Annotated in this window: 19 protein-coding genes and 1 pseudogene; 6 read left to right on the forward strand and 14 right to left on the reverse strand. The window is 60.2% G+C overall.

Features of this window, described 5'->3' with window-relative positions; genetic code table 11:
- Positions 1–30 precede the first annotated feature (30 nt).
- The 4 genes from FO013_RS11060 to FO013_RS11075 form a co-directional block, all read right to left on the reverse strand.
- Positions 31–666: a class II aldolase/adducin family protein gene (locus tag FO013_RS11060; protein ID WP_143922588.1), complete on the reverse strand. Its 636-nt coding sequence runs from the start codon at positions 664–666 to the stop codon at positions 31–33.
- Between the two features lie 39 nt (positions 667–705).
- On the reverse strand, positions 706–1,704 hold the full coding sequence (locus FO013_RS11065; protein ID WP_143922589.1) for an NAD(P)-dependent oxidoreductase: 999 nt from the start codon (positions 1,702–1,704) through the stop codon (positions 706–708).
- Between the two features lie 72 nt (positions 1,705–1,776).
- The gene (locus tag FO013_RS11070; RefSeq protein ID WP_186293057.1) at positions 1,777–3,300 is read right to left on the reverse strand and encodes an FGGY-family carbohydrate kinase; all 1,524 of its coding nucleotides are present in this window, start codon (positions 3,298–3,300) and stop codon (positions 1,777–1,779) included.
- The gene (locus FO013_RS11075; RefSeq protein WP_143922591.1) at positions 3,297–4,631 is read right to left on the reverse strand and encodes an MFS transporter; all 1,335 of its coding nucleotides are present in this window, start codon (positions 4,629–4,631) and stop codon (positions 3,297–3,299) included. The genes FO013_RS11070 and FO013_RS11075 overlap by 4 nt, the downstream gene beginning before the upstream one ends.
- Positions 4,632–4,749: 118 nt before the next feature.
- Between FO013_RS11075 and FO013_RS11080 the strand changes: the two genes are divergently transcribed.
- The 3 genes from FO013_RS11080 to FO013_RS11090 all read left to right on the forward strand — a co-directional run bounded on the left by FO013_RS11080 (position 4,750) and on the right by FO013_RS11090 (position 8,889).
- Complete coding sequence (locus FO013_RS11080) at positions 4,750–5,697, forward strand: sugar-binding transcriptional regulator (protein WP_143922592.1); 948 nt, start codon at positions 4,750–4,752, stop codon at positions 5,695–5,697.
- Positions 5,698–5,872: 175 nt separating this feature from the next.
- Complete coding sequence (locus tag FO013_RS11085; protein ID WP_143922593.1) at positions 5,873–7,888, forward strand: ABC1 kinase family protein; 2,016 nt, start codon at positions 5,873–5,875, stop codon at positions 7,886–7,888.
- 98 nt (positions 7,889–7,986) lie between these two features.
- Positions 7,987–8,889, forward strand: a complete 903-nt coding sequence (locus FO013_RS11090; protein ID WP_143922594.1) for a patatin-like phospholipase family protein — start codon at positions 7,987–7,989, stop codon at positions 8,887–8,889.
- A 121-nt stretch (positions 8,890–9,010) separates the two neighbouring features.
- Here FO013_RS11090 and FO013_RS11095 read toward each other — a convergent pair whose 3' ends face one another.
- The 3 genes from FO013_RS11095 to xsc form a co-directional block, all read right to left on the reverse strand.
- Positions 9,011–10,417, reverse strand: coding sequence for an iron-containing alcohol dehydrogenase (locus tag FO013_RS11095; protein WP_143922595.1), 1,407 nt, complete (start codon positions 10,415–10,417; stop codon positions 9,011–9,013).
- 96 nt (positions 10,418–10,513) lie between these two features.
- Complete coding sequence (locus tag FO013_RS11100) at positions 10,514–11,872, reverse strand: MFS transporter (RefSeq protein ID WP_222103605.1); 1,359 nt, start codon at positions 11,870–11,872, stop codon at positions 10,514–10,516.
- 462 nt (positions 11,873–12,334) lie between these two features.
- A complete protein-coding gene (xsc, locus tag FO013_RS11105; RefSeq protein WP_143922597.1) occupies positions 12,335–14,155 on the reverse strand; it encodes a sulfoacetaldehyde acetyltransferase in 1,821 nt (606 codons plus the stop codon).
- Positions 14,156–14,344: 189 nt separating this feature from the next.
- Here xsc and FO013_RS11110 point away from each other — a divergent pair, with 189 nt between their 5' ends.
- The 3 genes from FO013_RS11110 to FO013_RS11120 are packed head-to-tail and all read left to right on the forward strand — an operon-like array spanning position 14,345 to position 17,878.
- Positions 14,345–15,169, forward strand: a complete 825-nt coding sequence (locus tag FO013_RS11110; protein WP_143922598.1) for an IclR family transcriptional regulator — start codon at positions 14,345–14,347, stop codon at positions 15,167–15,169.
- A gap of 40 nt (positions 15,170–15,209) precedes the next feature.
- The gene (locus tag FO013_RS11115) at positions 15,210–16,160 is read left to right on the forward strand and encodes an AAA family ATPase (RefSeq protein ID WP_143922599.1); all 951 of its coding nucleotides are present in this window, start codon (positions 15,210–15,212) and stop codon (positions 16,158–16,160) included.
- Positions 16,160–17,878, forward strand: coding sequence for a cobaltochelatase CobT-related protein (locus tag FO013_RS11120; protein WP_143922600.1), 1,719 nt, complete (start codon positions 16,160–16,162; stop codon positions 17,876–17,878). The genes FO013_RS11115 and FO013_RS11120 overlap by 1 nt, the downstream gene beginning before the upstream one ends.
- Positions 17,879–18,005: 127 nt before the next feature.
- Here the strand turns inward: FO013_RS11120 and FO013_RS11125 are convergent, their stop codons facing one another.
- The 7 genes and pseudogenes from FO013_RS11125 to FO013_RS23250 form a co-directional block, all read right to left on the reverse strand.
- A complete protein-coding gene (locus tag FO013_RS11125) occupies positions 18,006–19,586 on the reverse strand; it encodes an APC family permease (RefSeq protein ID WP_143922601.1) in 1,581 nt (526 codons plus the stop codon).
- 51 nt (positions 19,587–19,637) lie between these two features.
- Complete coding sequence (locus tag FO013_RS11130) at positions 19,638–20,723, reverse strand: phosphotransacetylase (RefSeq protein WP_222103606.1); 1,086 nt, start codon at positions 20,721–20,723, stop codon at positions 19,638–19,640.
- Positions 20,724–20,733: 10 nt separating this feature from the next.
- On the reverse strand, positions 20,734–22,125 hold the full coding sequence (locus tag FO013_RS11135) for an aspartate aminotransferase family protein (protein ID WP_143922602.1): 1,392 nt from the start codon (positions 22,123–22,125) through the stop codon (positions 20,734–20,736).
- Between the two features lie 156 nt (positions 22,126–22,281).
- Positions 22,282–23,790, reverse strand: coding sequence for a MocR-like pyridoxine biosynthesis transcription factor PdxR (gene pdxR, locus FO013_RS11140; RefSeq protein ID WP_143922603.1), 1,509 nt, complete (start codon positions 23,788–23,790; stop codon positions 22,282–22,284).
- Positions 23,791–23,802: 12 nt separating this feature from the next.
- Positions 23,803–24,699, reverse strand: coding sequence for a universal stress protein (locus tag FO013_RS11145; protein ID WP_143922604.1), 897 nt, complete (start codon positions 24,697–24,699; stop codon positions 23,803–23,805).
- 197 nt (positions 24,700–24,896) lie between these two features.
- On the reverse strand, positions 24,897–25,505 hold the full coding sequence (locus tag FO013_RS11150; RefSeq protein ID WP_260848100.1) for a MurR/RpiR family transcriptional regulator: 609 nt from the start codon (positions 25,503–25,505) through the stop codon (positions 24,897–24,899).
- 27 nt (positions 25,506–25,532) lie between these two features.
- Positions 25,533–25,712: pseudogene (locus FO013_RS23250) on the reverse strand (hypothetical protein); the annotation flags it as partial.
- Between the last annotated feature and the right edge of the window lie 2 nt (positions 25,713–25,714).

Raw genomic sequence — 25,714 nt, forward strand, 5'->3', positions numbered from 1 at the left:
CCTTCCGAGTTGGCTAGATGTGGTGATCAATCATGCGTGGTGGAGCTTCTCCCACTGATCGCGGGGAAATTCGCTTTTGGTGTCGCCGAGTAGAAGCGCACGATAGGTGGCCTCTGCCGCCTGCTCCATATTCACCGCCCTTCGGTAAGCCATTTCGATGCTCGGCCCGATGGCAGAAGAGCCGTGATTGCCCATGACGATGCAGTTATGCTCACTGGCCTGTGCGGCAGCAGTATCTGCTAGTTCGTCGGAACCGTTGGGGTAGAAGTCTGTTCGCCCGATCGATTTCACATAGAAGGCGTGGTCAAGTGTGAACAGGCGAATGTTGTGGCCGAGCGCGTCAAGCAGCACCGCAAATTGCGGATGGAGATGAATGATGCAATTGACGTCTGGTCTCGCTGTATACGTGCGGTGGTGAAGTTTCCACTCCGACGATGGCCGGGTGCTTGAGGAATCCACGGCCGTACTGTCCTTCAGATCGACGACCGCAAACGAATCGACCGTAAGGCGGTCGAGGAAGGTGCCGGCTCCGGTCACCGCAAATTCGTCTGAGCCTGGCACCCGTGCAGACAGATTTCCTCCGCTGGCGAGGGCGAGCCCCTTCTGTACGGCGTCCTGACCAACTTGGCAGAGTTCGGCGACGAGCTCATGCAATTGATCGTTCATATGTTCACATTCCTTTTCCTATAAGTGAGTTTGTCGAACTCAATCTGAGAAGACTTCCGGATTCTTCACAGTCGTGGGTTTCAAACCCTTCAGCCATTCCAGAAGTCCTTCGGTGGCGATCCGCGAGTGCTCTTTGATGACGTCATCGGAGGCCCCAGCGATGTGCGGAGTCATCGTGACGAGGTCTGATTCGAACAGCCGATGATCGGACTGCACTGGCTCCTGCCAGAAGACGTCGAGGCCAACCCCTGCCAGCTCACGATTGTCCACTGCGTTCACAAGCGCGCCTTCATCGATCAGTGCGGCACGGGCGGCATTGATGAGATAAGCGTGGGGCCGGATAAGCGACAGCTCGCGAACTCCGAGGAGGCCGACAGTGTCCTTCATGAGAGGGACATGGAGAGAGATGACATCGGAACTGGAGAGAACCTCGTCGAGCGGAGCGATTCGAGCTTCATCGCCAAACGCGTCGTCAGGAAGGAACGGATCGTAGACGATGACGTCCATTCCAAAGCCTCGAGCACGTCTGAGCACACCTCGGCCGACTGCGCCTCCTCCCAGAATTCCGAGAGTTCTTCCAGCGAGTTGAATTCCTCGGAACAGCGAGTAGGGCGCGAATACATCGTCGGAGCTCCAGTTGCCCCTACGCAGCCAGCGCTCGGCTTGGCTAGTGTGGCGCACTGTCATCAGCAGGAGTGTGAATGCGAGGTCGGCTGTCACTTCTGCATTTCTGGCTGGGGTGGTGAGTACAGGAATATTCCTGGTAGTGCATGCTGCAATGTCGACATTGACCGGGTTCGCTCGGCAAGAAACTACGGCGCGCAACGCGGGCATCTTGGTCAACGTCTCTTCATCGACTTCGTCGAGCTCGGTGATGACCACTTCCGCAGTGGACAGAAGTTCGTCTATCCCGCGGGTGCTCAGGGACTCACCAGCGATTGACGGCTCGACTTCGTGAACAGTGAAATCTTTGCGGAGCTCGTCGACTCGGACGGGATCGAATGCTGCCGTGATGACGAGGTGGGGTTTCATGCTCATGGGGTCCTTCCAAACGGGTTATGAATGAGATCGAGTAGATTGTCGGGTCAAAGCGGCAGATGTTTGGACGCTTCATTGTGAGTCAGCTCGGAGTTGCCGTAGTCCGCGCCATTGTGGTCGCAACGCCTCTCGAACTTGCCGGAATATCGTCGCTTGCGTTGTATGGAGGGCATACCTTTCTTCGTTCGGATCGAACCGGCGTACAGGCGTGGCGAGTCGTTCCATCGCCGCGTCGACGCTGCCGACATTGCCTAGTGCAACTAGAGCCAGAGCAGCACATCCACGCGCACCGAGTTCGATGTCATCGGACCGTTCGATCACCCGACCGGAGACATCGGCGAGGATCTGGCAGATGGTGTCTGACTGTGCGCCGCCCCCACTCAGACGGATGACGGCTGAGGATTCGAGGCCGAGTTCGTCCATGCATTCGCGCAGCGACTGCGCCAGACCTTCGTACACGGCGCGGATCATCTCGGCGACTGTTGTGCTTACAGAGAGGTTCACCCAGCTTGCGGAGGCAGCTGTATCGACGAAAGGTGCCCGCTCTCCACTGGTACTCGTATACGGCAGATAGATCACACCTCCGGCGCCAGGCTGAGCCGTGTTCGCAAGATCCTCCACCTCAGCCCAGGACAGATCGGACAGACTCAATGAAGATCGTGCCCAGTCGAGATTAGGAGTTCCGTTCATCGGCGCAAAACACTCGAGTACCTTGCCGTGGCCGTCAAATGAAAGAGTAATGACCGGTTGGTTGTTTGCGGCTGTCCTCTGGTTGTGAAGGGCACCGACGAAACTGGTCGTGCCGATGATGGCATACCCTTGTCCCGGCTTCGCCGCCCCGAGCCCGACGCCGCCCAAAGGTGTGTCCACCATTCCGACTACGACAGGAAGGCCCACTGGAATTCCTGTGACCGACGATGCTTCAGCGGTGACCGTGCCGGCGATATCGGTTGACGGAACTACCGGAGGAAGGAGCCGCCTGAATCGTTCATGACCAAGCTCGTCGATCAGTTCCCTGGAGTAGACGCCCGAACTGACATCGAGATACGTTCGGCTAGCCTCCGTCGGATCCGTGGCGATCTCGCCAGTCAGCTGATATCGAATCCAGTCCTTGCAATTGAGATGAAATGCGGACGACTGAACTCTCTCCGGGTCCGCCTCCTCTATCTCTTCCAGCAGAACTGGCAACGCCCCTGGAAATAGGGCAGATCCGGTGACCCTCCGCACAGCATCGGCACGTCCATCCATTTGCCATTGGTCTACTCTGTCACCGGCGCGCCCGTCCAACCAGAGCAGCGCCGGGCCAGTCGGACAACCCTCTTCGTCGACGAGCCAAGCCCCATCGCCCTGGCCCGTAATGGAAACAGCAATGATTTCGGCAGAATCAGATCGGCTGAGGGCGGAGTTCGTTGTACGACAGACAGCCGCCCAAACGTCGATCATGTCCTGCTCTGCGGTCGTGTGTGTTGGGCGTTGAACTGACAACTCTGTCCGTGCAGACCCGAGCACTTGCCCAGCGGTCGATATGACCACGGACTTCACCGCTGTGGTGCCAGCATCGATTCCCAATACAGCCGGTGTCTTCAATTCGCTCAATTCTCCTTGGTCGCAGATGCACTGCTGACTTCAGCCTGCTTGTCTGTTCGTGACCTTCGGCGAGCTTCGATCTTCTCTGGTTCGATACCAGGTGCACGCAGCAAATAGGTGAGGAACAGTCCGACGATATAGATTCCTGCCAGTACCCAGATGACAGGTGCAACTCCCATGACGGGCACGAGTCCTGCAATCACCGGCCCAACGAAGTTTGAAGCTCCAGCACCGAGATTGAGGACGGCGACTGCCGCAGCTTTGTGCTCTTTGGCGAGGAGAGGGACAACAGCAGAGAGTGGAACATACATTCCCAAGGCCAGTCCGTAGATAATGCCGATGATCATGACAATCCAGTAGTTCGCGCCGACGCTTTGCGGAACATAGTAGAAGCCGAGAATGGTGATGGCTGTGGCCAAGCCTCCGCCCCAAGCAATGACATTGAGTCGCCCGAAGATGTCTGATGCATAACCGGAGACGAGGTTGGCGAGGACATTTGCAAAGAGCATCGTTCCCCAGATCGATGACCATTCGGACTGGCTGAACCCGATAGTCTGCACCATGTAAACGTTGAGGAACACGGCGAACGAATAGTACGACATGGTGTTGATCAGTCGTAATACGCCTCCGACAGCGACTTTTGGCCTTTCGGCCATGATCGTCACTGACTTGACCAGACCGTCCACGGTCTCTTTCTTGGTAGGTCGGCGGGAACCCTTCTGAGCCTTGACGAGGACCGCCACCATGACGGTAGCGACAATCACGAAGACGATTGCAGACCACAGTGTGCCGAGTGCGCCGAACGGTTCAACGACGGCCGACACGAAATAGCCGCTGATGACACCGAGGCCCATGGCGTTGAAGAACCAGTACCAGCCGACTGCTTTGCCCATGACTTCATTCGAAGTCTCCATGGTGACCCACACCAGAAACCCGTAAGCGAAGAAGGGATACCCGATAGCTCTGACCGCATAGGCGAGGAGCATGATCGTGTAGTTCCCTGGGATGACTCCTCCAACGAGGAAGACGACCTCAAGGGCGATCCAGATGACACCGCCGATGATCATCACTCGACGTGGCCCCCATGACTCGGCCAGTGCCCCGGCCAACCAGGCTGCAACAGCGACTATAAGTCCGTAGACGGAGAAAAGGGTGGCGATGCTGCCGGCCCCGAATCCTCGATCAGTGAGATAGTTCGAGAGGAAGCTGAGTTCGATTCCGTCGCCGACCATGAAGAGCATCAGCGCGACGAAACCCCAGGCAAGTTTGGCCGATATCCCTTGTTTGGTGAGGAAATTAGAGAATCTGCCGGTCTGTGCTGAATTCGTGGGTTCGGACATTGTCTCTCCTTTGAGTGTGAACATTTGTTCACGTCAATGAACATTCGTAAGGGTAGAATAGGCACTGTCGGCATAAAGTCAAGACCGTGACCGAACTATCACGAAGGAGTGGGTGGCGATGAGCGATAGGCGCACAGTCGGTCGAGTGGCTCGACTGCATTTCGAAAATGGTCTCACTCATCAGGAGATCGCCAAGCTTTACGACCTTTCTCGAGTCAAGGTCACACGATTGTTGGCAGAAGCTCGTCAGACCGGCATTGTTGAGATCACCGTCCATTCTGATGAACGCCCCTTCTATGAAGTCGAAAGAGCCTTGGCCGATCGGTTCGGGCTGAAGCGTGTCTGGGTGTCTCCTCCGATTGAACCAGGCGATTCGGGCGGGCAGTCAGCAGACAATCGGGTGCTGGGGGTCACTGGTGCAGAGGCAATGCAAACGTTGCTTGACCAAGCGACTCGGGTGGTTATCGGTCTCAGTGCTGCTGTGAGCGTGAGCTCGAAATGCCTGCCGAAGTTCTCAGCCGCCGAGTTGGAGATATTCCCCTTGGCAGGAGGTCGTGCCGGTCGAGCGAGTGGATCGAATCCGCAGGAGCTGGTAGCAACTGTGGCGGCTGCAACGGGGGGCCAGAGTTTTCAGCTTCCGGCACCGTTGATTGCTGCGGACTCCCGAGTCTATGAGGCACTGATGGATAGAGCTGGCTGTGCCGCTGTACTTGAAGAAGCGGCCCAGGCGGACCTCCTCATTGTCGGTGTGGGTGCGGCTAGCAAGGTTGCGCCGGTCTTCCGCCAACAGGTCAGTCCGTCCGACCTCGATGAAATCGCTCGTTCGACGGCAGTGGGCGATATTTCCGCACGGTTCTTTGATTCCGCTGGCAGTGCCGTCCGCAATGATCTGGACAGGCGTGTGGTGGGTCTTTCGCTGGCGCAGATGCGGAAGATCTCGAATCGCTTGGCGATTTCCGGAGGTGAGGACAAGGCGGCTGCGGTGAGGGCCGTTGCGGAGTCGGGGCTGATCAATCATCTGGCTACCGACCTGACATGTGCATACGCACTTCTCAGCGAGGATTAGCGAGCAGCAAGTTGTTGGGTATCTATTGAGAGCCCTTCCTCGCCGAGTGCCGAGATCACAGAACTCCATGAGTCTGCCAAAATCGAGTCGGATGGCCACAGGTTCAACTAGGCTGGACACGGCGCACGCCAGCGCCGCTCTGCGTATCTGATCGAACGACAGAAGGGCTTGACGGGTGACGATCCTCTATTCCATCGGGCTGGGCGTCCTCAGCGCACTTATCGTCGGCTTCCTCGTCCGGCGAATGATGTTCACCGGCACGGGTGCAGCTCGCAATACCATCGTTTCCCTCGCCATGGGGCTCTCGATCTGGCCGATCACCCTCCAGGCGTATCGTCTTCTGGGTATCGCAGAGGGCGGGCAGTATCCGACCCTCGACATGAGCTTCCCGGCGATCATGGTCTTTCTCCTGCTGTTCGCCTGGTTCATCGTCATCCAAATGTTCGTGCTCCTGGCCATCGAGCTCGTTCTACCGACAGGATCGCTGAGTTCGCTGCTGCGGTCGGCGCCGAAGATCCCCACCTGGTATCGCAGGCTCAATCGCCTGGCCCAGATCCAGAAGATCCTCATCCAGTTCGGACTCTCCCGCTACCTCAAGCCCCGGATTCCGACCTTGCGAGTGTCCCTGCGCGAGGTCGCGTCGACCACGCGTGACGCGCTCGCCGCTGCTGGCGTCACCTTCATCAAGCTCGGCCAGTTCATCGCCACCCGTGGTGACATGATCCCGCACGAATTCGTCGAAGAGTTCTCTACTTTGCAGGCGGGTGTACCGCCGGTGCCGTTCAGTGAGGTCAAGGGCCAGCTCGAAGCACAGTGGGGCAGGCCCGTCGCCGAGGTGTTCGCAGAGTTCGACGAGGTCCCCTTCGCTGCCGCTTCGGTCGCACAGGTCCACCGAGCCGTCACCTGGGACGGTCGTGTCGTCGCCGTGAAGGTGCAGAGGCCGAAGATTCGTAAACAGGTCAGAGCCGACTGCGATATCGTCCTCACCCTGGCCGATCGCCTCGAACGCTCCACCGATTGGGCGAGCAGGGTCGGCATTGGGAAGCTTGCCCGCAGCTTCGTCGATTCCCTGCAGGGAGAACTCGACTACCGCGGGGAGTTGTCCCACATCGAGGCTTTGCGCACAGCCGACGAGACGGGCCGATCCACCTCGGGGACGGACTCCATGGTGCGCATCCCACGGGTGTACAAGGAGTACTCCGGTGAGTACGTCATCGTCATGGACCTCATCGAGGGTGTTCCGCTCTCACATGCCACCGAGGTTATCGAGAATCTTTCGGAGCTGGCCAGAAACGAGATCGCTCAGGATCTCTTCCTCATGGTCGTCCGGCAGGTGCTGGGCAAGGGCATCTTCCACGCCGACCTGCACCCGGGCAACATTGTCATTTCACCAGCAGGGAGAGCCGGCCTCGTCGACTTTGGGGCCGTCGGGCGCATCGACAAACGAGACCGCCGTGCCATTGCCTTGCTGCTCATGGCCTTCGACTCGCAGAACTCGCAAGCGGCGACGGCCGCAATACTCGACCTCCTCGGCACACCCAGTGACATCAATCTTCGGGAGCTGCAGCGCGAGATCGGTCAGATCCTGCTCAAATACGGTGACGGCCTGCCGGGCTCGACCTCGGCGGCCCTGTTCGGGGAGCTCATCGACTTCGTCGTCGACTTCGGTTTCCCCATGCCCGCTTCGGTCGCCACTGCCTTCCGGGCGATCAGCACTCTCGAGGGGTCGATCACGAAGCTCAACCCCGAGCTCAACCTGCTCACTCTCGTGACGCAGAACGGACGCAGCCTTCTGCGTGAGGTCGGAGGGCTGGGAGTCGATCTGCAGGAGACGGCACTCTACGCGGCCGCCGTCGGCCCGCAGATCGCAGAGCTGCCCGGGCAGCTCTCACGCATCGCCGGCCACCTGCAGGACGGTACCCTCGACGTCGGCACGAGCGGCCTGAATATTTCGATGATCAAGGGGCTGCTCAAGTCCACGGTTGAACAGTTCATCCAAGTGATTGTGTCCACGGCCCTCATCCTTGGGGGAGTGATCCTCATGGCGGCCGACTTCGGTCCGCCGCTGGCGCCCGAGCTCAAGCTGTTCACGTACTTCGGAGCCTGGGTGCTGCTGGTCGGCAGCGTCATAGCGGCGATGGTGCTGGCACCGGCGCTGCGACAGCGGATGGTGTGGGAAGGCCTGGGGTAATCCAAGGCGGCCTGACACCGTGTGGCTGGTTTGTTCCCATAGTCGTGGAGTGACGGCGGTGCACTGCAAGCGGAATGGCACTCGCTAGGATGATCGACATGACGGACACAGACCACACGACAGGAACGGCGCGCATCAGCGACACCGCACTTATCTTCGAAGGCGGCGGTATGCGAGCGTCTCTGACAAGCGGGATGGTCGTCACGTTGCTTGGCGCCGGTCTGGACTTCGACTGGGTCGCAGGGATCAGCGCCGGAGCGTCGAATGCGGTGAACTATCTGTCCGGTGACGCACGTCGGGCGCGCAGATCATTTGTCGACTTTGCTGCGGATGAGCAATTCGGCGGTCTGCGTTACTTTGCCCGCGGGCAGGGCATGTTCAACGCGGAGTACATCTACCAGGAGGCCGGCGGTCCCGAAGAGGCCCTGCCCTTTGATTGGGCGTCTTTCCAGTCGAGTTCTGCCGACATGCGAATCATCGCGTTTGACGCAGTGACAGGTGAGGACGTCGTGTGGTCGCGCAAGGACACACCCCACATCGAAGATCTCATGGTTCGCGTCCGTGCCTCCTCGACGATGCCGGGTCTCATGCCTCCGGTCCACCTGAACGGACACGTCTACGTCGACGGCGCGATGGGCGAAGATGGCGGAATCGCGTTGAGCCAGGCCCAGCGCGAAGGCTTCGAAAAATTCGTCATCGTCCTCACACAGGAGCGCTCATACCGGAAGGTACCGCAGCGTTTTCCCGCCATCTACCGAAGCATCTTTCGTCGGTACCCGGCGGTGGGCGAGGCGCTGCTCACCCGATGGAAGCGCTACAACGAAACGCGTGACCGCATCTTTGCTCTCGAAGCCGAGGGGCGGGCTCACGTCTTTGCTCCGGAACGGATGCCGGTTGACAACGGCACCCGAGATCTCTCGCGCCTCGCCGCGGCTCATCGCATGGGGCTGTCTCAGTCACGCCGCGAGTTGCCGGCGATGCGCGAGTTCCTCGGGGTGTGAGCAGCGAATTGCTACGCGAACGACAGCTTTTCGCAACACGATTCCGCGTGGAAACGGAGCCCACTTCTGCGTAGTTCCACGAGAACCGCCATTAAAGGTTTCTACATCGCGACGGGTAATCTCACCCCAGAGACAAACGACCAATCATTGCAGCTTGCAGAATTGACTCTGCTCCTGAAGTGTCGAGCAAGATGGGATTGTTGTCGCAGAGCCGCTTGGAGGCGACCCCCTTCTCTGCAGCCGACCCAATCGTGGCGGGATCGAAGCCGATCTGGCTCAGAGCGCTCGGAATTTCTATTCCCGACAGATACAGCTGTACGAGACGGGGTGCTGCGGCCGCTAGTTGTTCTTCTTGGTTTCCGCCTGCGCTCGTTCCGTTGCTGGCAGCGAGGATAAGCGCATGATCCGCTTGTGAGACACTTGCCGACAAGATGTCGTCCGCAATGACACTTCTTCCGATGATCCGAGCAATCTCTGCGTATTCCGGAATTCGAGCCTGACAGTTGAACTCCATCACGTATGGCATGAGCAGTCCGGTTCCGACCCCGTGTGGTGTGCGTGTCGCAGCTCCGACGGGGTACTGAAGAGCATGAGCGGCGGCGTTGCCCGCAGTGCCAAAAGCCAGTCCACCTAGGAGCGCGCCGTACATCACTTGTGTGCGCGCATGCAGCGAATCCGGTTCCCGATAAGCTCCCAGGAGCCCGTCGCTGATGGACTGAATTCCTTCAAGGGCCAAAGAGTTTGTGAGCTTGCTTTGCCCTATAGCTACGCGGCTTGCCAAGAGATCGGGATGGCTGTCTCTCCTGACGGCGGTGTATGACTCTATGCAGTGGGTGAGTGCATCGGCACCGGAAGCCGCGGTTACCGAGGGCGGACAGGTGAGTGTCAGTTCGGGGTCGCAGAGTGCCACTGTAGGAATTAGATAGGGACTCGAAACTCCTGCCTTCACGCCTTGCTCTGTGTCTGTCAGCACAGCGACAGGGGTGACCTCTGAACCTGTTCCGGCTGTCGTTGGAATAGCCACGATCGGGAGAATAGGTCCTGGGACTGCGAACTCTCCGAAGTACTGTTTGACGTCCCCTGGGTGGGCGAGCAGACACGAGACAAGTTTCGCCAGGTCAATACTCGAACCTCCGCCAATTGCCACTACCGCATCTGTCGAATGCCTCTTGGCGGCCGACACAGCAGCAGCGATGTCTTCTATTGGCAGCTCGGGTGAGACGTCACTGAATACCTCTACTTCAATGCCGCTGTCGGCAACGTTGTTCATCAGTGTGCTCACTTCCGGGTGCGTGACCATCGAAGGATCAACGCAGAAGAAGACTCGGGTCCCGAGAGTATTGAGGATTTTTGGAAGACTATGGCGCTGACCTGTACCGAAGATGATCTCTCGTGGCGCTCGGAATCCCGCAAATAGTCGGTTACATTTGAGTTCAGACATTGGTTCCATTCCATTCTCGCTAGGGTCGCTTTTCGTTAGATCCTGTATCGATTTTTGCCTAAGCACCGTTACCGTTCTCAAACTCATACAGATCACTGGTTGATCTGTCGGCGCCCCTGTGCCCAGTAGAGAGTAGACAGTAAGTACAATGCGTGTGGCTATCTGTCACCGCATCACAATTACTCATCCAGCGTGTCCCCTGCCGCCGTCCAGATTCGATTCTTGTCTCGATTCATCGACTGTCACATCATTTTCCGTAACACCGACGGCACGAATATCACGGTCGCGGATCAACCATGTACAGGCGAGAGTTACGGCACAGGAGAAGACTACATAGGCCAATGCAGCATTGAGGCCAAATCCACCAACGAACCATGTAAGGATAAATGGGGTCATGCCGGAAGCGATGATTCCAGAAACCTGATAGACAATTGAAATCCCCGTGTACCGGGTCGCGGGTGGGAAAAGCTCGGCATAGAATGCCGCCATCGGACCATACATCAGTGGATAGACAACGCCAAGAGCAACGACTAGTACTGCGGTAAGCGCCAGCCATGAACCCGTTTGAATAGCCCAGAAGGCCGGATATACGATCGCGACAAGTGCCAATGCTCCGCTGCCGAAAACCACACGACGCGGAATTGCGTCCGAAACTCGACCCCACACAGGTATAAAGATCGCCAAAATGACTGCTGAGATCATGAGAGATAACAAAACCTCAAGTTGCGAAAATCCGACAGTGCCTGTCGCGAATGCAATAATGAATACTGCCAAAAGATTATATGCGACACCCTCGGCGTAGCGAGTCCCCATTCCTAGCAGCAAATGCCGACGCGACAGTCGGTCTTTGAGCAACTCGGCAAGAGGGATTTTGCGTTCTACGCTATCCACTTTTTTCTGCGCGGCACGGAAACTGGGAGTCTCTGCAATTTTCGAACGAAGATAGACTCCCACAACGACCAGCAGAATGCTGACGAAGAAGGCAATGCGCCACCCCCACGCGAGGAATGCTTCATCCGACATAAACACGTTAAGGAGTGTGAACGCGCCTGTGCCCAACAAGAGGCCAAAGGCGAGACCCATCTGAGGAAAACTGCCGAAGAATCCTCGTCTGGTCTTAGGCGCGTACTCAACGCTCAACAGCACTGCGCCTCCCCACTCGCCGCCGATCGCGATTCCTTGAGCGATCCGCAAGAGGATGAGCGTGATGGGCGCCCAAATTCCGATCTGCTCGTACGTGGGAATCGCGCCGATCAGGAACGTAGCGATGCCCATAATGTACATGGTCGTTACTAGAGTCCTCTTGCGCCCTATCCGGTCGCCCAGGTGGCCGAAGACCAATCCCCCCAACGGGCGGGCCAAGAAGCCCACAGCGAAAGTTCCGTAAGATAGCAGCAGCCCGATAGTGCTGTCACCGGTCGGGAAGTACAGACGGTCGAATACTAGACCTGCAGCCGTGCCGTAGAGGAAGAAGTCGTACCATTCGATGGTCGTGCCGATTGTCGACGATGACACCGCTGTCCGAACGTCTTTCTTGGACACGCGGTGAGTGTCGTCGGTCATTTCAGTCTGGCGGAGGCCGCCAGCGTCAGTTGCTGGTTCCTGTTGCATATCACGTTCTCCAATTCGAGATGGAGCAGTGCGGGGAGTCGACGCCGTTCATCGTTCTGAGTTGCATCTTTGCACTGCGGATCGTTACGACTCTGGCCGACTGCTTCGGCTTGGTCTAGGAACGCCTCCGGCACTCATCCCACCACCGAGACGGGACAGCGAGAGTAGAAACGGGAAAGCCTCGACATCAATGCACTGATGAGGCTGGGTCAGAAGAATCGGTCACGATGTGCGGTTGCCGAGGCTGGCAGAGGTGGTGGCAGCTCAATCGGGGACACCTTGTGATCCGGGGGACAGGATGTCGAGTGTCCCGGGAGGTGTTCGGTCACCGAGACTCTAGCGTCGTCGGTGCCCGAACATCTCCACAGGCTAGACTCCTGAAGGGTCAGACCCTCACACGAAGTCCTTGTACTTGTCGAGCGTGCGAACCGGCTTGCGCAGAGCGTCGCGGCGGAAGGGATCTCCCAGTTCCTTGGTGCACATGATTTCGATGACGGTGGTCTTGCCCTCGTTCATCTGTGCCTCCACAGCCTTCTGCAGGGCAGGCCCGACCTCGTCGAGCTGGTCGACGACGACACCCTCGGCGCCCATCGATTCGGCCATCGCAGCGAAGCTCTCACCGTTGTCTAGTTCACCTGCGATGAATCGACGGCCGTAGAACTCCACCTGGTTCTTCTTCTCTGCTCCCCACTGCCGGTTGCGGAAGACGACGGCGGTGACCGGGATGTCATGCCGGACTGCGGTGAGGATCTCCACCATGCTCATGGCCCAAGCACCGTCGCCGGCGTAGGCGATGGCGGGACGCTCCGGAGCGGCGCGCTTGGCTCCGATCATCGTCGGCAGAGCATAGCCGCAGTTGCCGAAGCTCATCGGGGCGAAGAAGCTGCGAGGGCGTTCGAACCTCAGATAGCTGTGTGCGACCGAGTTGATGTTGCCGATATCGGTCGAGACCATGACATCGGCGGGCATCGCCTTCTCGAGTTCGCGGAGAACCTGTCGCGGATGGAGCCAGTTGCCCTCTTCCTTCTCTGCCTCGTCGATGGTGTCGAGGGAGAACTCGTCGCGCTCATGGGTCCACGAATCGAGTTCGGCCTCCCAGGCCTCCTTCTCGGCACGGATGAGCTCTGCTCGCTGCTCCTTCGTGGCATCGCTGGCGACGTCGCGATCGTTGAGCCGGGCGAGGAGCTCCTCGGCGACGGCCTTGGCATCGCCGCAGATGCCGACATCGATCTTCTTGACCAAACCGAGCATCTTCTGATCGGCGTCGACCTGGATGATCTTGGCATTCGTGGGCCAGTAGTCGAATTCGTACTGGGGCAGTGTGCCGAACGGTCCGAGCCGGGTGCCGAGCGCGAGGACCACATCGGCCTGATTGATCAGGGTCATCCCGGCCTTCGAACCCTGATAGCCCAGCGGACCTGCCCACAGCGGATGGCTGGCCGGGAACGAGTCGTTGTGCTGATAGCTGTTGACCACTGGGGAACCGAGGCGCTGCGCCAAGGCGATGCACTCATCGACCCCATCGGCCATGACAACGCCGCCGCCGGAGACGATGACCGGATTCTTCGCCGAGGCGAGCAGCGCCGCAGCTTCCTCGAGGCTTTCGGCCCCGCCTGCGCCGCGATCGATCTTCTGCGGCTGGGGAATCTCAGGCGAGCATTCGCCGTAGAAGTAGTCGCGGGGGATGTTCAGCTGGGCCGGTCCCATCTCCGACTTCGCCCGATCGAAGCAGCGGGCCGTGAATTCCGACATGCGGGACGCATTGCTGACATGTCCTTGGTACTTCGTGAATTCCTGGAACATCGGCAGCTGATTGGCCTCTTGGAATCCGCCAAGACCGATCGAATTCGTTCCCGCCTCCGGGGTGACGATGACCACTGGGGAGTGCGCCCAGTAGGCGGCAGCGATTGCCGTCACGCAGTTCGAGATGCCGGGTCCGTTCTGCCCGGTGACGACGCCATGCCGGCCCGAGGCACGGGCGTAGCCGTCCGCCATGTGTGCCGCGCCCTGTTCGTGGACCACGGGGATGAAATCGATGCCCGCGGGAGCGAAGATGTCCATCGCGTCCATGAACGCTGAGCCCATAATGCCGAAGACGTCGGTGACGCCATTGGCCACCATCGTTTCGACGAATGCTTCGGACGATGTGATCTTCTGTGGTTTCGCAGCTTCGCTGAGTGCTGCCTTGTCGGTTCGATCGGCCAGTTCCGTCATTGCAACGTCTCCTGTTCGTCGTCGGACCACTGCCTTGTGGTCTCGGATTTGTGTTCATATCACTTCGAAAAGCGGAACATGTTTGACGCTAGTGTTCGGAATCTGCCGTGTCAACAGAGTTCCGAAAAAGATTTCGTTTGGTACGATAATTCGGAACAATGAAATTCCGAAGGGGATGGGAGGGCGAGCATGGATGACACAGCAGAGCCGACAATCGACGAGGGGCTCTCGCTTGCGGGCGAGACTCCTGCGCTGCGGCTGGTGTCCCTGCTGGAGTTCATCTCCACCCGGGACCAGATCTTCACACTGCAGTCCCTGGTCGTGCAGACGGGCCTGCCCAAGCCCACACTGCATCGCATGCTCCAGCAGCTCGAGGGTGCAGGGCTGCTCACTCGACACAGCGATGGACGCCACTACGGCACTGGCGCCCGGCTCAGACGGATGGCAGAGGACGTTCTTCTCAATGATTCTCGGCAGGGTGCGAGGAGGATGATTCTGACTCAACTGGCCGAAGAGGTCGGCGAGAGCTGCAACCTCACTGCAGTCTCCGGCAATGACGTCATCTACCTCGATCGTGTGGAGACCTCCCACCCGCTGCGGGTGCATCTCGAGGCCGGCAGCCGGGTGCCCATCCATGCCTCGGCGAGTGGGAAGATGATCACCTCGCAATACGGAGACACCCCACGTCGCAGGCTTCTCACCAGTGCGCAGCTGAGGGCCTTCACCGCGAACACAGTCACGGACCCCGACGTGCTGGATGAGGAACTTGGCTCGGTCCGTCAGCTCGGCTATGCCCTCGACCGGCAGGAGTACCTTGAGGGACTCGTCTGCTTGGCGGTGCTCATCCCCACAGATATCGGACGCTCGAATCAGGCTCTGGCGATCCAGGCTCCCGTGATCCGCAAGTCGATCGACGACCTCGTCGAACTCCTGCCTGTGGTTCGTGCCGCAGCAAAACGCATGGCCGTTCTCAACGAGATCGATCGCGACGATGCGACCGCATCCTCGGCCTGAACCTCAGATACTCACGGACTGCGAAAGGACGGCGCATACTATGGCCGACGATTCAACGATTCGAGACATGTTCGGCATCGAAGCAGACATGCCGGTGCCCGTTCTCGACGACGACAGTGACCTGGTTCCGGACATCGATGAGAACTACCGGTTCGATCCGCAGGTCACCCGAGCCGTCCTCGCCGGGTTCGCCCATGGCTCACGAGTGCTGGTCCAAGGCCTGCATGGGACGGGGAAGTCGACTCATATCGAGCAGATCGCGGCGCGTCTGAACTGGCCGCTCATGCGCGTCAACCTTGACGGACAGATATCGCGCGCCGACCTCGTGGGCAAGGATCAGGTCGTCATCGAAGACGGTCAGCCGCGCACGGCCTTCGAAGAGGGAGTCATCCCCTATGCACTGACCCGGCCCATGGCTCTCGTCTTCGACGAATACGATGCGGGCCGACCTGAGGTCATGTTCATCATCCAGCGCCTGCTCGAACGCGATGGGCGCTTCACCCTCACGGAGCAGAACCGAGTGATCCGCCCGCATCCGGACTTCCGCCTCTTCGCCACGGCCAACACCGTCGGCCTGGGCAACATCAACGGTCTCTACCACGGAGTCAACCGACTCAATCAGGCCCAACTCGACCGCTGGAATATCATCGCCTCACTCGACTACCTCGACCCTGACGAGGAGTTCCTCGTCGTCACCGGACAGGTGCCCGAAGCCGCGGAAGCTGTCGGCACCGCTGGAGTGCGGATGATGATCGAGGTGGCGGCCCTGACACGGAGCGGATTCGCCGCGGGGGACGTCTCCGCACTGATGTCGCCGCGCACAGTCATCTCCTGGGCCCAGAACTCGGTGATCTTCGGCGACGTGGAACTCGCCTTCAGATTCTCTTTCCTCAACCGCTGTGATCCCTCAGAGTACCCACTCGTCGCGGAATACTATCAACGCTGCTTCGGCGATGAGCTGCGTGTCAGCGATGTAGCTGCGGCAAGCTGATGACCGAGCTCGGATCGCTGTCGTCCGAGGGCCGCTCCCACCGCGAAGAGGCCATACTGGAGAAACGGATGGCCTCAGTATTCAGGGCGCTGAGTGGCGATCCCGGAGTCGATCTGTGGGCGCATCGCCCGGTCGACTTCCGAGGGACGTTGCCGATGAACGCCCCTCATCTCTACCCGAATCCGCGCACGTCCGGTCTCGGTTCGCTGCGAGGAGCCACGGATGCGATGGCCATGCGTCGTAGGTTCAGCGACCTGGAGGTGCACCGGGCACTGCTGCCCGATGCCAGAGAGGAACGTCTCTTAGTCGAAATCCTCGAACAGTGTCGGTGCGAGTCCTTGGCGGTGCAGTCGGGAGTCCGGGCAAATCTGTCGCTGCGCCATGCCGACTGGCGAAGTGAGTACTTGCGCAGCCGACTCCATGAGACCCATCTGGGTATGCTGCTGTTCACCGTCATCCTCATCACTCGGGCCGCCCTGACTCGCGAGCCGATCACACCTGTCGAGTCCGACCTCATCGAAGAGGCCCGATTCGAGCTCTCGGCTGATCTTGGTCCGTTTCTGCCATCTTTGAAAGCGACACGCCACGACCAGCATGCCTTCGCCGAGGTGGCCCGTGACCTGGCCCGCACGATCGCCGGTCGGATCATCGCCCTCGAAGATCGGGAGAGCACACTGACCGGAGCGCGCGAACGTCGAGCGAAGGTGAACCTGCCCCTCGTCTTCGACGTCAGTGAGGAGCTGTTCGCCCCTGCCCCGGATTCGACCGGCGGTCGCCTTCATGTCGCTCACGGGTATCGCATCTGGGACACGAGCTTCGACAGGACATCCCACATCACCGATCTGGTCAGGGCAGAGAGTCTGCGCAGCGGTCGTCGCACGATCGCGGAGGAGGCTGCCCGGCTCGCGGTGCCGCTGACTCCCGTCGTCACCCGCCTGCACAGTGTCATCGACGATGTCACAGATGTCCACGAGGCAGTCGATGCCGACGAAGGCATCCTGGATTCCTCACGGCTGACCCGGCTGCTGACCTCTCCCGGAGACCCCCGTGTGTTCCGCGGACGCTCTCAACGGCCCGAGACAGACTGCGCCGTGACCTTCCTGCTCGACCTCTCGGGGTCGATGAAACCGCATACGGCGCGGCTCGGTGCGCTCCTCGATGTCATCGTCACCGCCCTCGACCGGCTGGACGTAAGCACGGAGATCCTCGGATTCACCACGAATGCGTGGAGCGGCGGCCGCCTGCGACGCGACTGGAAGAAGGCGGGATCTCCCGCCGATCCCGGCCGTCTCAACGAGGTTCATCACATTGTGCTCAAGGCAGCACATTCCTCATGGCGCCGCTCACGGACCCACCTGGGTGGGATCCTCAAAACCTCGTTATTCCGCGAAGGAATCGATCCCGAGGGCCTGCGGTGGGCCGTCGACCGACTGCGCAGCCAGCAGGCTGCGAAGTCCGCTGTGGTCGTCATCAGCGACGGGTTGCCTGCCGATTCGGCCACCGGAGAGGCCAACGACGAGCACTTCCTGGCCCGGGACCTCGAGGCGACAGTGGCCCGTCTTCGTCGAGCCGGTGATATCGGAGTCATCGGACTCGGCGTCGGCACGGATCCGAGTCTTTTCTATCCCGTGGGCGTCGAAGTTGACGCCGAGGATGTGGGGAATGCCGCATCAGTACGTGCAATCGTTGACGCCCTCCGCGCAGTTCTCAGACGCTGAGCGTTGACGCTTCAGTCGGTGAGACCCCGACTGCTGCACATGACGATGATCGGCTCCAGTGCACACATCGATGATCGGCCCGCTGCCGTGAACAGCGGGCCGATCTCATCGCGTGGGAATTTTCCCCCTATGCGATTCCGTTCTCCGTTGTCAGCGCCCCATGGCGACGCATCACGGCGCGCTCGCTGAAGCGGGTGACAGATGGACGGTCGTCACCGAGGACGAGGCGATCGACTTGGTGATCGGTGAGCTTCCTGTTGTGGCGAATGCGTGAGAGGAAGAAGACGATGCCGATGGCGATCCACACAGCCAGGGCGATGAGCGATTCCTTGCCCAGCGCACCTGGAGAGCCTGGAACGAGCAGAAGGAGCATGAAGATGAACGCAATCACCGCGCCCACACCGGACAGAACCTTCTTCGTCGTCGAGTACATGCCCGGCAGAGCCTCGGGGTCCTGCGCTTCGCGGGTGGGCCGGAAGATCCTGAAGGCGCACAGGCAGGTGTAGAGGTAGGCGATGGTGACACCGATCGAGGACATGTCGACGACCCAGGTCAGTGCCGCACGTCCGAACCACGGGCTGATGAGGCAGACGAGCAGCACGGCGATGATGCCGACATGTGGGGTCTTGTGCTTCGAGTGCAGTCGGGCAAATACTGGTGGAATCATCTGGGCTCTGCCCATGGCCAGCAGGATTCGACTTGCTGAGACGTAGAAGCCGTTGAGACCCGTGCTCACGCCCATGGTGATCGCAATAGCGAGGAGGAGGAGCCCCGAGCCGCCGATGACGCCGGTGACCGCATCGGCCGTGCCCCATGCGGATCCAGAACTCGCAAGTGCCTGCCACGGTTCGGCCATCGACACCGCCACGATCATCGCCATATAGAGAGCGGCGGCGCTGACGATCGCTAGGACGATGAGGCGCAGAGCTTTGGCAGGGGAGAAGTCGAACTCCTCGGCAGCCTGTGGGACGTTGTCGAAGCCGATGAAAGCCCAGGGGGCGATGGCGACGATCGCAATGATGGCAGCTATCGGGTTGACTCCGTCTGGCAGAGCCGGTGACATATTGCCGAAGTGCGTCGTCGGGCTGGCGATGACCGAGATGATGATCGCCGCGACCGCGATGATCATGATTACGCAGGCCCAGAATTGGATCCGGCCCGACAGAGCGGTACCGCGGATGTTGAGGATTGCGAAGACGACGAGCGCTGTGATGGAGATGAGGATCTCCGGAAGATAGACGTCCCAGCCTGCCACGGTGTAGAGATAGCCCTGTTCGATGACCGAAGGCATGATCTTGCGGAACAACAGTGCCAGCGCCGAAGCGTTGAGCGCGACGATGCAGACGTAGCCGAGTGTGAGGAACCACCCGGCGAAGAACGCATGGACACGTCCATAGCCGATGAGGGCATAGGCCAGTTCGCCTCCGGAGACAGGGAAGGTGCGGATGAGGAATCCGTAGCTGACGGCGATGATGAGCATCAGCCCCGCGCCGATGGAGAATCCGAGCAGGGTTCCCAATGGGCCTCCCATCGCCAACCAGTCGGTCGGGAGGATGAAGGCACCCCAGCCGACTGCGGAGCCGAGCGCGATGGCGAAGACCCAACGCGGTTTGAGCGTCTTCGCCATTCTCTCGGGTTGCTCGCCGTCACCGGGACCAGACGGTGTTGTCGTGATGTTCGGACTGGGGTTCTCTATTGATTTCGACATGGCACCTAACTTTCGTCACTACTCTGTGAACGTGGGTTCCGTGGTGGGTTCTCAGCCCGGTGGCTGAGTCGCTGCGGCCGGGGTGAGTGCCTGCAGGCACGTGATGAGGCCGACATTGACGACGTCGGACACGCTCGCCCCGCGGGAGAGGTCGTTGATCGGAGCCGCCAGACCTTGAAGCAGCGGCCCGAAGGCGTGCGCCCCGGCGAGGCGCTCGGCGATCTTGTAACCGATGTTGCCGGCGGCCAGATTCGGGAAGACAAGCACGTTTGCATGTCCCGCGACCAAGGAGTCCGGAGCCTTCGACTTCGCCACCGATTCGACGATCGCTGCATCGAACTGCAGTTCGCCATCAACATCGAGTTCGGGACATGTGCTGCGGATCCGCTGTGTGGCCAGACGGACTCTGTCGATGTCGGTGTGTTGGGCAGAGCCGGCCGTGGAGAAGGAGAGCATCGCCACAGAGGGTGAGGCTCCGGTGATCGCGGCGAAGGTTCGAGCGGTGGCGACGGCGATCGCGGCGAGCTGTTCGTCATCGGGCACGGGAATGACGGCACAGTCGCCGAACCCCAGATACCGTCCATCGGCCAGCTTCATGAGGAATGACGAACTGAGCACAGTCGAATCCGCAGCGAGCCCGACTATGGCCAGCCCGGCCCTGATGACTTCGGCGGTCGGACGATCCGCGCCGGCGACAGCCGCGTCGGCAGCACCCTCTGCGACCGCAGCGGCCGCGAGGAACACGGGGTCGTGCAGCCACTTTTCGGTCAGATCGCGGTGTTTGCTCGCCGCACTGCGCCGAATCCGAGCTCCAGGGGCTCCGGCCGCAAGATCTGCGGGATCGTCCACCCTCCACTCGTCGACTCTCGCGACGCCGAGCCTTTCTCCGCGACGCAGAACGTCGTCCCGGTCGCCGATGAGCACGGGCCGCAGCCCCGCCTCGGCGAGGACACCGGCAGCACGGAGAATGCGGTCATCGTGGGATTCCGCGAGAACCACTGTCGGGCGGGTTCCGTTTTCGCACAGACCGAGCACCCGCTCGAGCAGCATGGGGTCGATCGCGACCTCATCCGGGTCGGGTTCGGGAAGTGCCGTGACGGGGTCCGTTCGACTGCGTGCTGCCGGTGTCTTCAACATGGTGCGATCCTCAGACTGCCGCAGACAGCGCCGAGACGCCGACGCGCTTGTCGACGGCTCCCATGACGTGATCGACCTTGTCGAGCAGGTCGTCGAGAACGGCCTGGTCGGCAACCAGCGGCGGTGAGAGGACGAGCATCGTCGCACCGCGATTGTCCGGGCGGGTGATGAGACCAACTTCCTTCATCGCCTTCGGGATCACCTCGGTGAGCACCGACTGGGCGGCTTCGGGACTCAGTTCGGTTCCCGTGTCGCGGTCGGCCATCATTTCGATGGCGTAGAAGAACCCGGCGCCGCGGTATTCCTTGATGCATCGATAGGAGTCGGTGATCCGATCGAGCCCGTTCTGGAAATAGGGTTCGAGGCTGCGGACATTGCCCGGCACGTTCTCATCGGCGAGAGCCGTGAGGTTTGCTGTCGCGACCGCAGTCGCGACGGGATGGCCGCCCCAGGTGGCACCATGGGTGAACGCCCCGGCAGCGGGGGAGTCGAGCAGCGCTTCGGCCAGCGGTTTGCGGATGATGACCCCACCGAGGGGCAGGTAGCCCGAGGTGGATCCCTTGGCGAAGGTGATGAGATCGGGGACGACATCGAACTTGATCGACCCGAACCATTCGCCGAGGCGTCCGAAGCCGGTGATCACTTCGTCTGCGACGAGGAGGATTCCGTGTTCGTCACAGATCTTCCGCAGCTCCTGCCAGTAGCCGGCCGGTGGGACGAGGGCACCGCGCGAGTTCTGAACAGGTTCGGCGAACAGAGCTGCGAAGGTGTCGCCACCTTCGCGTTCGATGAGTTCCCTGATGGCCTGGATTGAGGGCAGATCAGCAGCGGTGCCTCCTGCCGGGACTTCTTCGCCGAGCGTGTTGGGTACATGGAAGACTCCCGGCATGAGGTCGCCGAAGGGCTCCTTGTACGCCGGGATGCCGGTGACTGCGAGAGCACCGAGAGTGGTGCCGTGGTAGGCCATGTTGCGGGCGATGATCTTCGTGCGTTCGGGCTGTCCCTGGGAGCGGTGGTACTGGCGGGCGAACTTGACGGCCGATTCCACGGCTTCCGACCCGGAGTTCACGAAGAACACCGTGTCGAGGTCGCCGGGGGCATGGCTGGCGATGAGAGTTGCGGCATCCACGGCCGCCGGGTGGGCTGAGCCCCAGTTTGTCCAGTACGCCAGCTTGCTCATCTGCTCGTAGGCGGCTTGGGGGATGTCCTGGCGTCCGTGGCCGATGTTCACGCAGAACAGTCCGGCCAGCCCATCGAGGTACTGATCGCCTCGTTCGTCGGTGAGATAACTCCCGTTGCCCTCGACGATGATCGGAAGACTTTCGTCATTCCACACCTTCCCAGTGGTGAAGTGGGGGAAAAGATGCTGCTGGGCACGATTTGCATAGTCCGAGATCGTCACGCGAACCCTCCATTCTCACTTTCGGGTCGGGTACGTCGAGGCGTCCCGACTCCGGCACTCCGTCTTTGGTGTGCTTGTCATCACTCTCTCGGCAATCTGGCTCCCATTGAAGTCCCAGTCCGTTGCGAGTTCTTTGGTACCAGAAGGTTCGAGCATTCAGTCGTGGTCGAGGAGGGAAGCGATGGCCTCGCTGAGGAGAAGGACTCCGGGCTCGATGGAGTCGAGGTCGATGGCGGCGAAACCGAGGCGGAAGAAGTTGAGATTGTCCTCGGGTGAGAGGAAGAAGGGATCTCCGGGTTCGATGACGACGCCTCGGCGCAGACATTCTTCAGCCAGTTCGCGGCAGTTGAGCTGCGGCGGTGCCTGGATCCACACGCTGACGCCTCCGGCGGGGAACGGCACGGCCCAAGGCAGATGCTCCTCGAGCGCGCTGGTCAGTGTTTCCCATTTCTTCCGCAGCTGGGTTCGTCGGCGTGAGATCGTGCGATGGAACTGTCCGGAATCGATGAGCAGCGCCATGGCTCGCTGGGTATGGCCCGGGACGTGGCGGATGGAATAGCGCCGATGGGTCCGCATACGTTCGATGAGCTCCGGCTCCGCAACGATGTAGCCCAGCCGGAGCCCGGGAGCGAGGAACTTACTGAAGGATCCTAGGTAGATGACGTGGTCGGAATGGGGGAGCGCCTTGAGCGCAGGGGTGGGTTTGCCCCTGTACCGGAACTCGGAGTCGTAATCGTCTTCGATGATGAGTGAGTTGGTCTCGCGCATGCGTGTCAGCAGCTGCAGTCTGCGTGATGGATCGAGCGTGACATTGGTGGGGCTGTGATGGCTGGGAGTGACGTAGACGATGTCGAGCGGTTTCCAGGGCGGAACCATTCCCTGAGCGTCGACTGACAGGGGGACCAGTTGGCCGCCGACGCGGGTGAAGGCGTGTTTGGCATCGACGTAGCCTGGGTCCTCGACGCCGACGGTGGTGTCGGGGCCGACGAGCAGTTGGGCCAGAAGGTCGAGTCCCTGTTGGGATCCCGCGGTGATGAGCACATTCTCGGGGCTGACATGGATGCCGCGGCTCGGCAGCACGCGATGGCACAGCAGTTCTGTAAGCAGCGGGTCGTCCTCATCGATGGCATCGCGGACTGAGAACGGCAGGTGCTCGGGATCCATAGCAGTGCGTAGGGCTCGGGCCCAGGCAAGCCTGGGGAATTCATCCGGATCGACCTGGCCGGCGACGAATGGGTAGGGGTAGGACTGCCAGTTCTTCGTCTTGGTGATCTCCGGAAGATTCCTATCCGGAATCGCACGGATCTTGGACTCCCAATCGATGGACCCATCGGAGAGTCGAGCCCTGTCGAGCTTCTTCGATCCGTTGTTGAGCAGGGTGGTGTTGATGAAATGTCCACTGCGAGGGCGAGCCTCGATGAGGCCGGTGGCGACGAGCTCTTGGATTGCGGCATTGACCGTATTGCGTGAGAGCCCGAGTTCGTGAGACAAGGCGCGAGATGAAGGGAGGGCGACATCCGGGTTGAGCACACCGGAGAGAATCTGATGCTCAAGCGCCCGACGCAACTGGCGGTAGAGCGGCTCATCCGACTCCAACGAGATCTCGATCGGAGATAGGGCTGGTGGGCTGTGCGCAGAGTCTGGAAGCTCGTCGTAGGTTGTCATGTCTGCAGCAACTCAGATGGAGATTCCATTGTCTGAGATGAAATCGGCCGCGTGATACCGGGGCACCACGACCATCGGAACCGGCAGACTCCGAAGCATCTTATTGGCTGTCGTTCCCATGAAGATCGAGCGGTTCTTGGCCAATCTGCTCGAACCGATGAGGACGATCTCGCCATCATCCCAGGTCAATTTCTCGATGGCCGACTCGATGGATCGGCCAAGCGCGACATCGACCATGACTTCCGTGGCGTCTTCGACGGACTGGGAAGCTCGCAGGAGCAGCTTCTTCGCATGGTCGCGGGCAGCGTCGGTCCTCTCTACGTCCTCGGTGCGGGAGTCCAGAGCGATGAGAGATATCAACCGCAGGGGTACGTCATGGAGCACTGAGGACTGGGTCGCGACGTTGAGTGCCACCTCGGCGCCGGGGCGCATGCCAAGAGCACAGCTCAGACGCGTCAGACGGCTGGGCGGCAGATAGCCCGAGGGAGCCAAAGCGACCGGAACGGGAGAAGAATGGAGGAGCGCGTTGGCCACCGACCCGATGGTGAAGCGTCTCAACGGGCCGTGGCTTGCCGCGCCGACGATGATGAGGTCGCAGGGACATGACGTGGCTTTGTCGATCAGACCCGCAGCCATGGAATCAGCGAAATGGACACTTGTCGTGGACCGGATGGTCTTCGGGACGAGATCGTGCGTTTTGGCCATCCATTGCTCAGCCTCTTCGAGGCAGAGTTTCTGATACTCGCGTTCCGGTTTCGACCCGGCCTGTTCAGGCGGGACACCACGGAGTACGTGGACCAAGTCGAGTTCGACCCGGTGGGACGACAGCGTGGTTTGGGCAAGCGCGAGGGCGAGCGACACGGCGTCGCGCCCACGATTGTCCATGGTGATGCCGACGACGTATCTCATACAGTCTCCTTCGACCTGAATCGTTCCGCCTCTGGCGTAGCAGTTCTGTTGACTATATGACAGACGAACGAAGGCGAACAAAGGGTGCTTGGCTTACGGGACTGCCGCTGTTCGAGATCTCGGAAAATGTCGGAATTTCCAGCATTCCGTTCTGTTTCCAGCCGATTCGAGGTAATGCTGGGGCACACTCAATCTGCTCAGTCACTGATCACCGCTTGGGTGCGCGACCACATGGTCTGCAGTTCCTCGAGCATCGCGGCAGAATGCTGTGTGTCGACGTTCGCAATCGCACCCACGATGCTCTGGGCGACACTGACCGCGCAGGTCACTGAGGCCATCGGGCCGACGCCTTCAGACGGTACAAGGACGAGTTGATCGGCGAGTTCGGCCAGTTGCGAATGCTGGTCGGCAATGACGATCAGCCGCACACCCCGTTCTTTGGCCAGTTCACACAGTGGAACGATGCTTGAACTGGTTTTCCAGATGGAAAAGGTCAGCAGGCAGTCGCCCGGCTGCAGCAAGCGAACGTCGTTGATCATGCTTGTTGTCGAACCATCACTGAGCGACACGTTATAGCCCAGGCCCTGAACATTGTGAGCCAAGACTGCCCCCGGGGCCACGTATGCGCCAGTGGCAAGTACCTTGGTCGATCCTGACGAAGTGATCATCTCGGCAATTGTTGTGATCGATGCATCGGAGAGCGACTCGGAAAGAAGTCCGAGGAGCTCGAGATCTTTACGAATAGACTTCACAGCCTGACCCGTGCCGATGGTCGTGTTGCGAACAAAATGTTTGTCGGCATCCAATGACGAGAGAAATCGATTCCGAATCTCTGTCGACAACTCCGACCAGCCGGTGAAATCGATGGCCTGCGCAGCTCGGACAACAGTGGCGACGTTGACCCCGGCCGACTCGGCGAGTGCTGCAGCACTGCAGTACGAAGCTCTTTCGGGATCGTCGGCAATCGCCTTGAGTACTGTCGTTGTCCCCGGGGACAGTTTGCGCTGAGACATGA

It is taken from the genome of Brevibacterium aurantiacum, from assembly GCF_007558825.1.
Lineage (GTDB): Bacteria > Actinomycetota > Actinomycetes > Actinomycetales > Brevibacteriaceae > Brevibacterium > Brevibacterium aurantiacum_A.

Bases quoted from the DNA above. Each gene is read 5' to 3' on its own strand.
- FO013_RS11095 (WP_143922595.1), bottom strand. From the start codon at position 10,417: ATGAGTTTGAGAACGGTAACGGTGCTTAGGCAAAAATCGATACAGGAT.
- FO013_RS11090 (WP_143922594.1), top strand. From the start codon at position 7,987: ATGACGGACACAGACCACACGACAGGAACGGCGCGCATCAGCGACACC.
- FO013_RS11075 (WP_143922591.1), bottom strand. From the start codon at position 4,631: ATGTCCGAACCCACGAATTCAGCACAGACCGGCAGATTCTCTAATTTC.
- FO013_RS11125 (WP_143922601.1), bottom strand. From the start codon at position 19,586: ATGTCGAAATCAATAGAGAACCCCAGTCCGAACATCACGACAACACCG.
- FO013_RS11130 (WP_222103606.1), bottom strand. From the start codon at position 20,723: ATGTTGAAGACACCGGCAGCACGCAGTCGAACGGACCCCGTCACGGCA.
- FO013_RS11065 (WP_143922589.1), bottom strand. From the start codon at position 1,704: ATGAGCATGAAACCCCACCTCGTCATCACGGCAGCATTCGATCCCGTC.
- FO013_RS11110 (WP_143922598.1), top strand. From the start codon at position 14,345: ATGGATGACACAGCAGAGCCGACAATCGACGAGGGGCTCTCGCTTGCG.
- xsc (WP_143922597.1), bottom strand. From the start codon at position 14,155: ATGACGGAACTGGCCGATCGAACCGACAAGGCAGCACTCAGCGAAGCT.
- FO013_RS11080 (WP_143922592.1), top strand. From the start codon at position 4,750: ATGAGCGATAGGCGCACAGTCGGTCGAGTGGCTCGACTGCATTTCGAA.
- pdxR (WP_143922603.1), bottom strand. From the start codon at position 23,790: ATGACAACCTACGACGAGCTTCCAGACTCTGCGCACAGCCCACCAGCC.
- FO013_RS11115 (WP_143922599.1), top strand. From the start codon at position 15,210: ATGGCCGACGATTCAACGATTCGAGACATGTTCGGCATCGAAGCAGAC.
- FO013_RS11145 (WP_143922604.1), bottom strand. From the start codon at position 24,699: ATGAGATACGTCGTCGGCATCACCATGGACAATCGTGGGCGCGACGCC.
- FO013_RS11060 (WP_143922588.1), bottom strand. From the start codon at position 666: ATGAACGATCAATTGCATGAGCTCGTCGCCGAACTCTGCCAAGTTGGT.
- FO013_RS11120 (WP_143922600.1), top strand. From the start codon at position 16,160: ATGACCGAGCTCGGATCGCTGTCGTCCGAGGGCCGCTCCCACCGCGAA.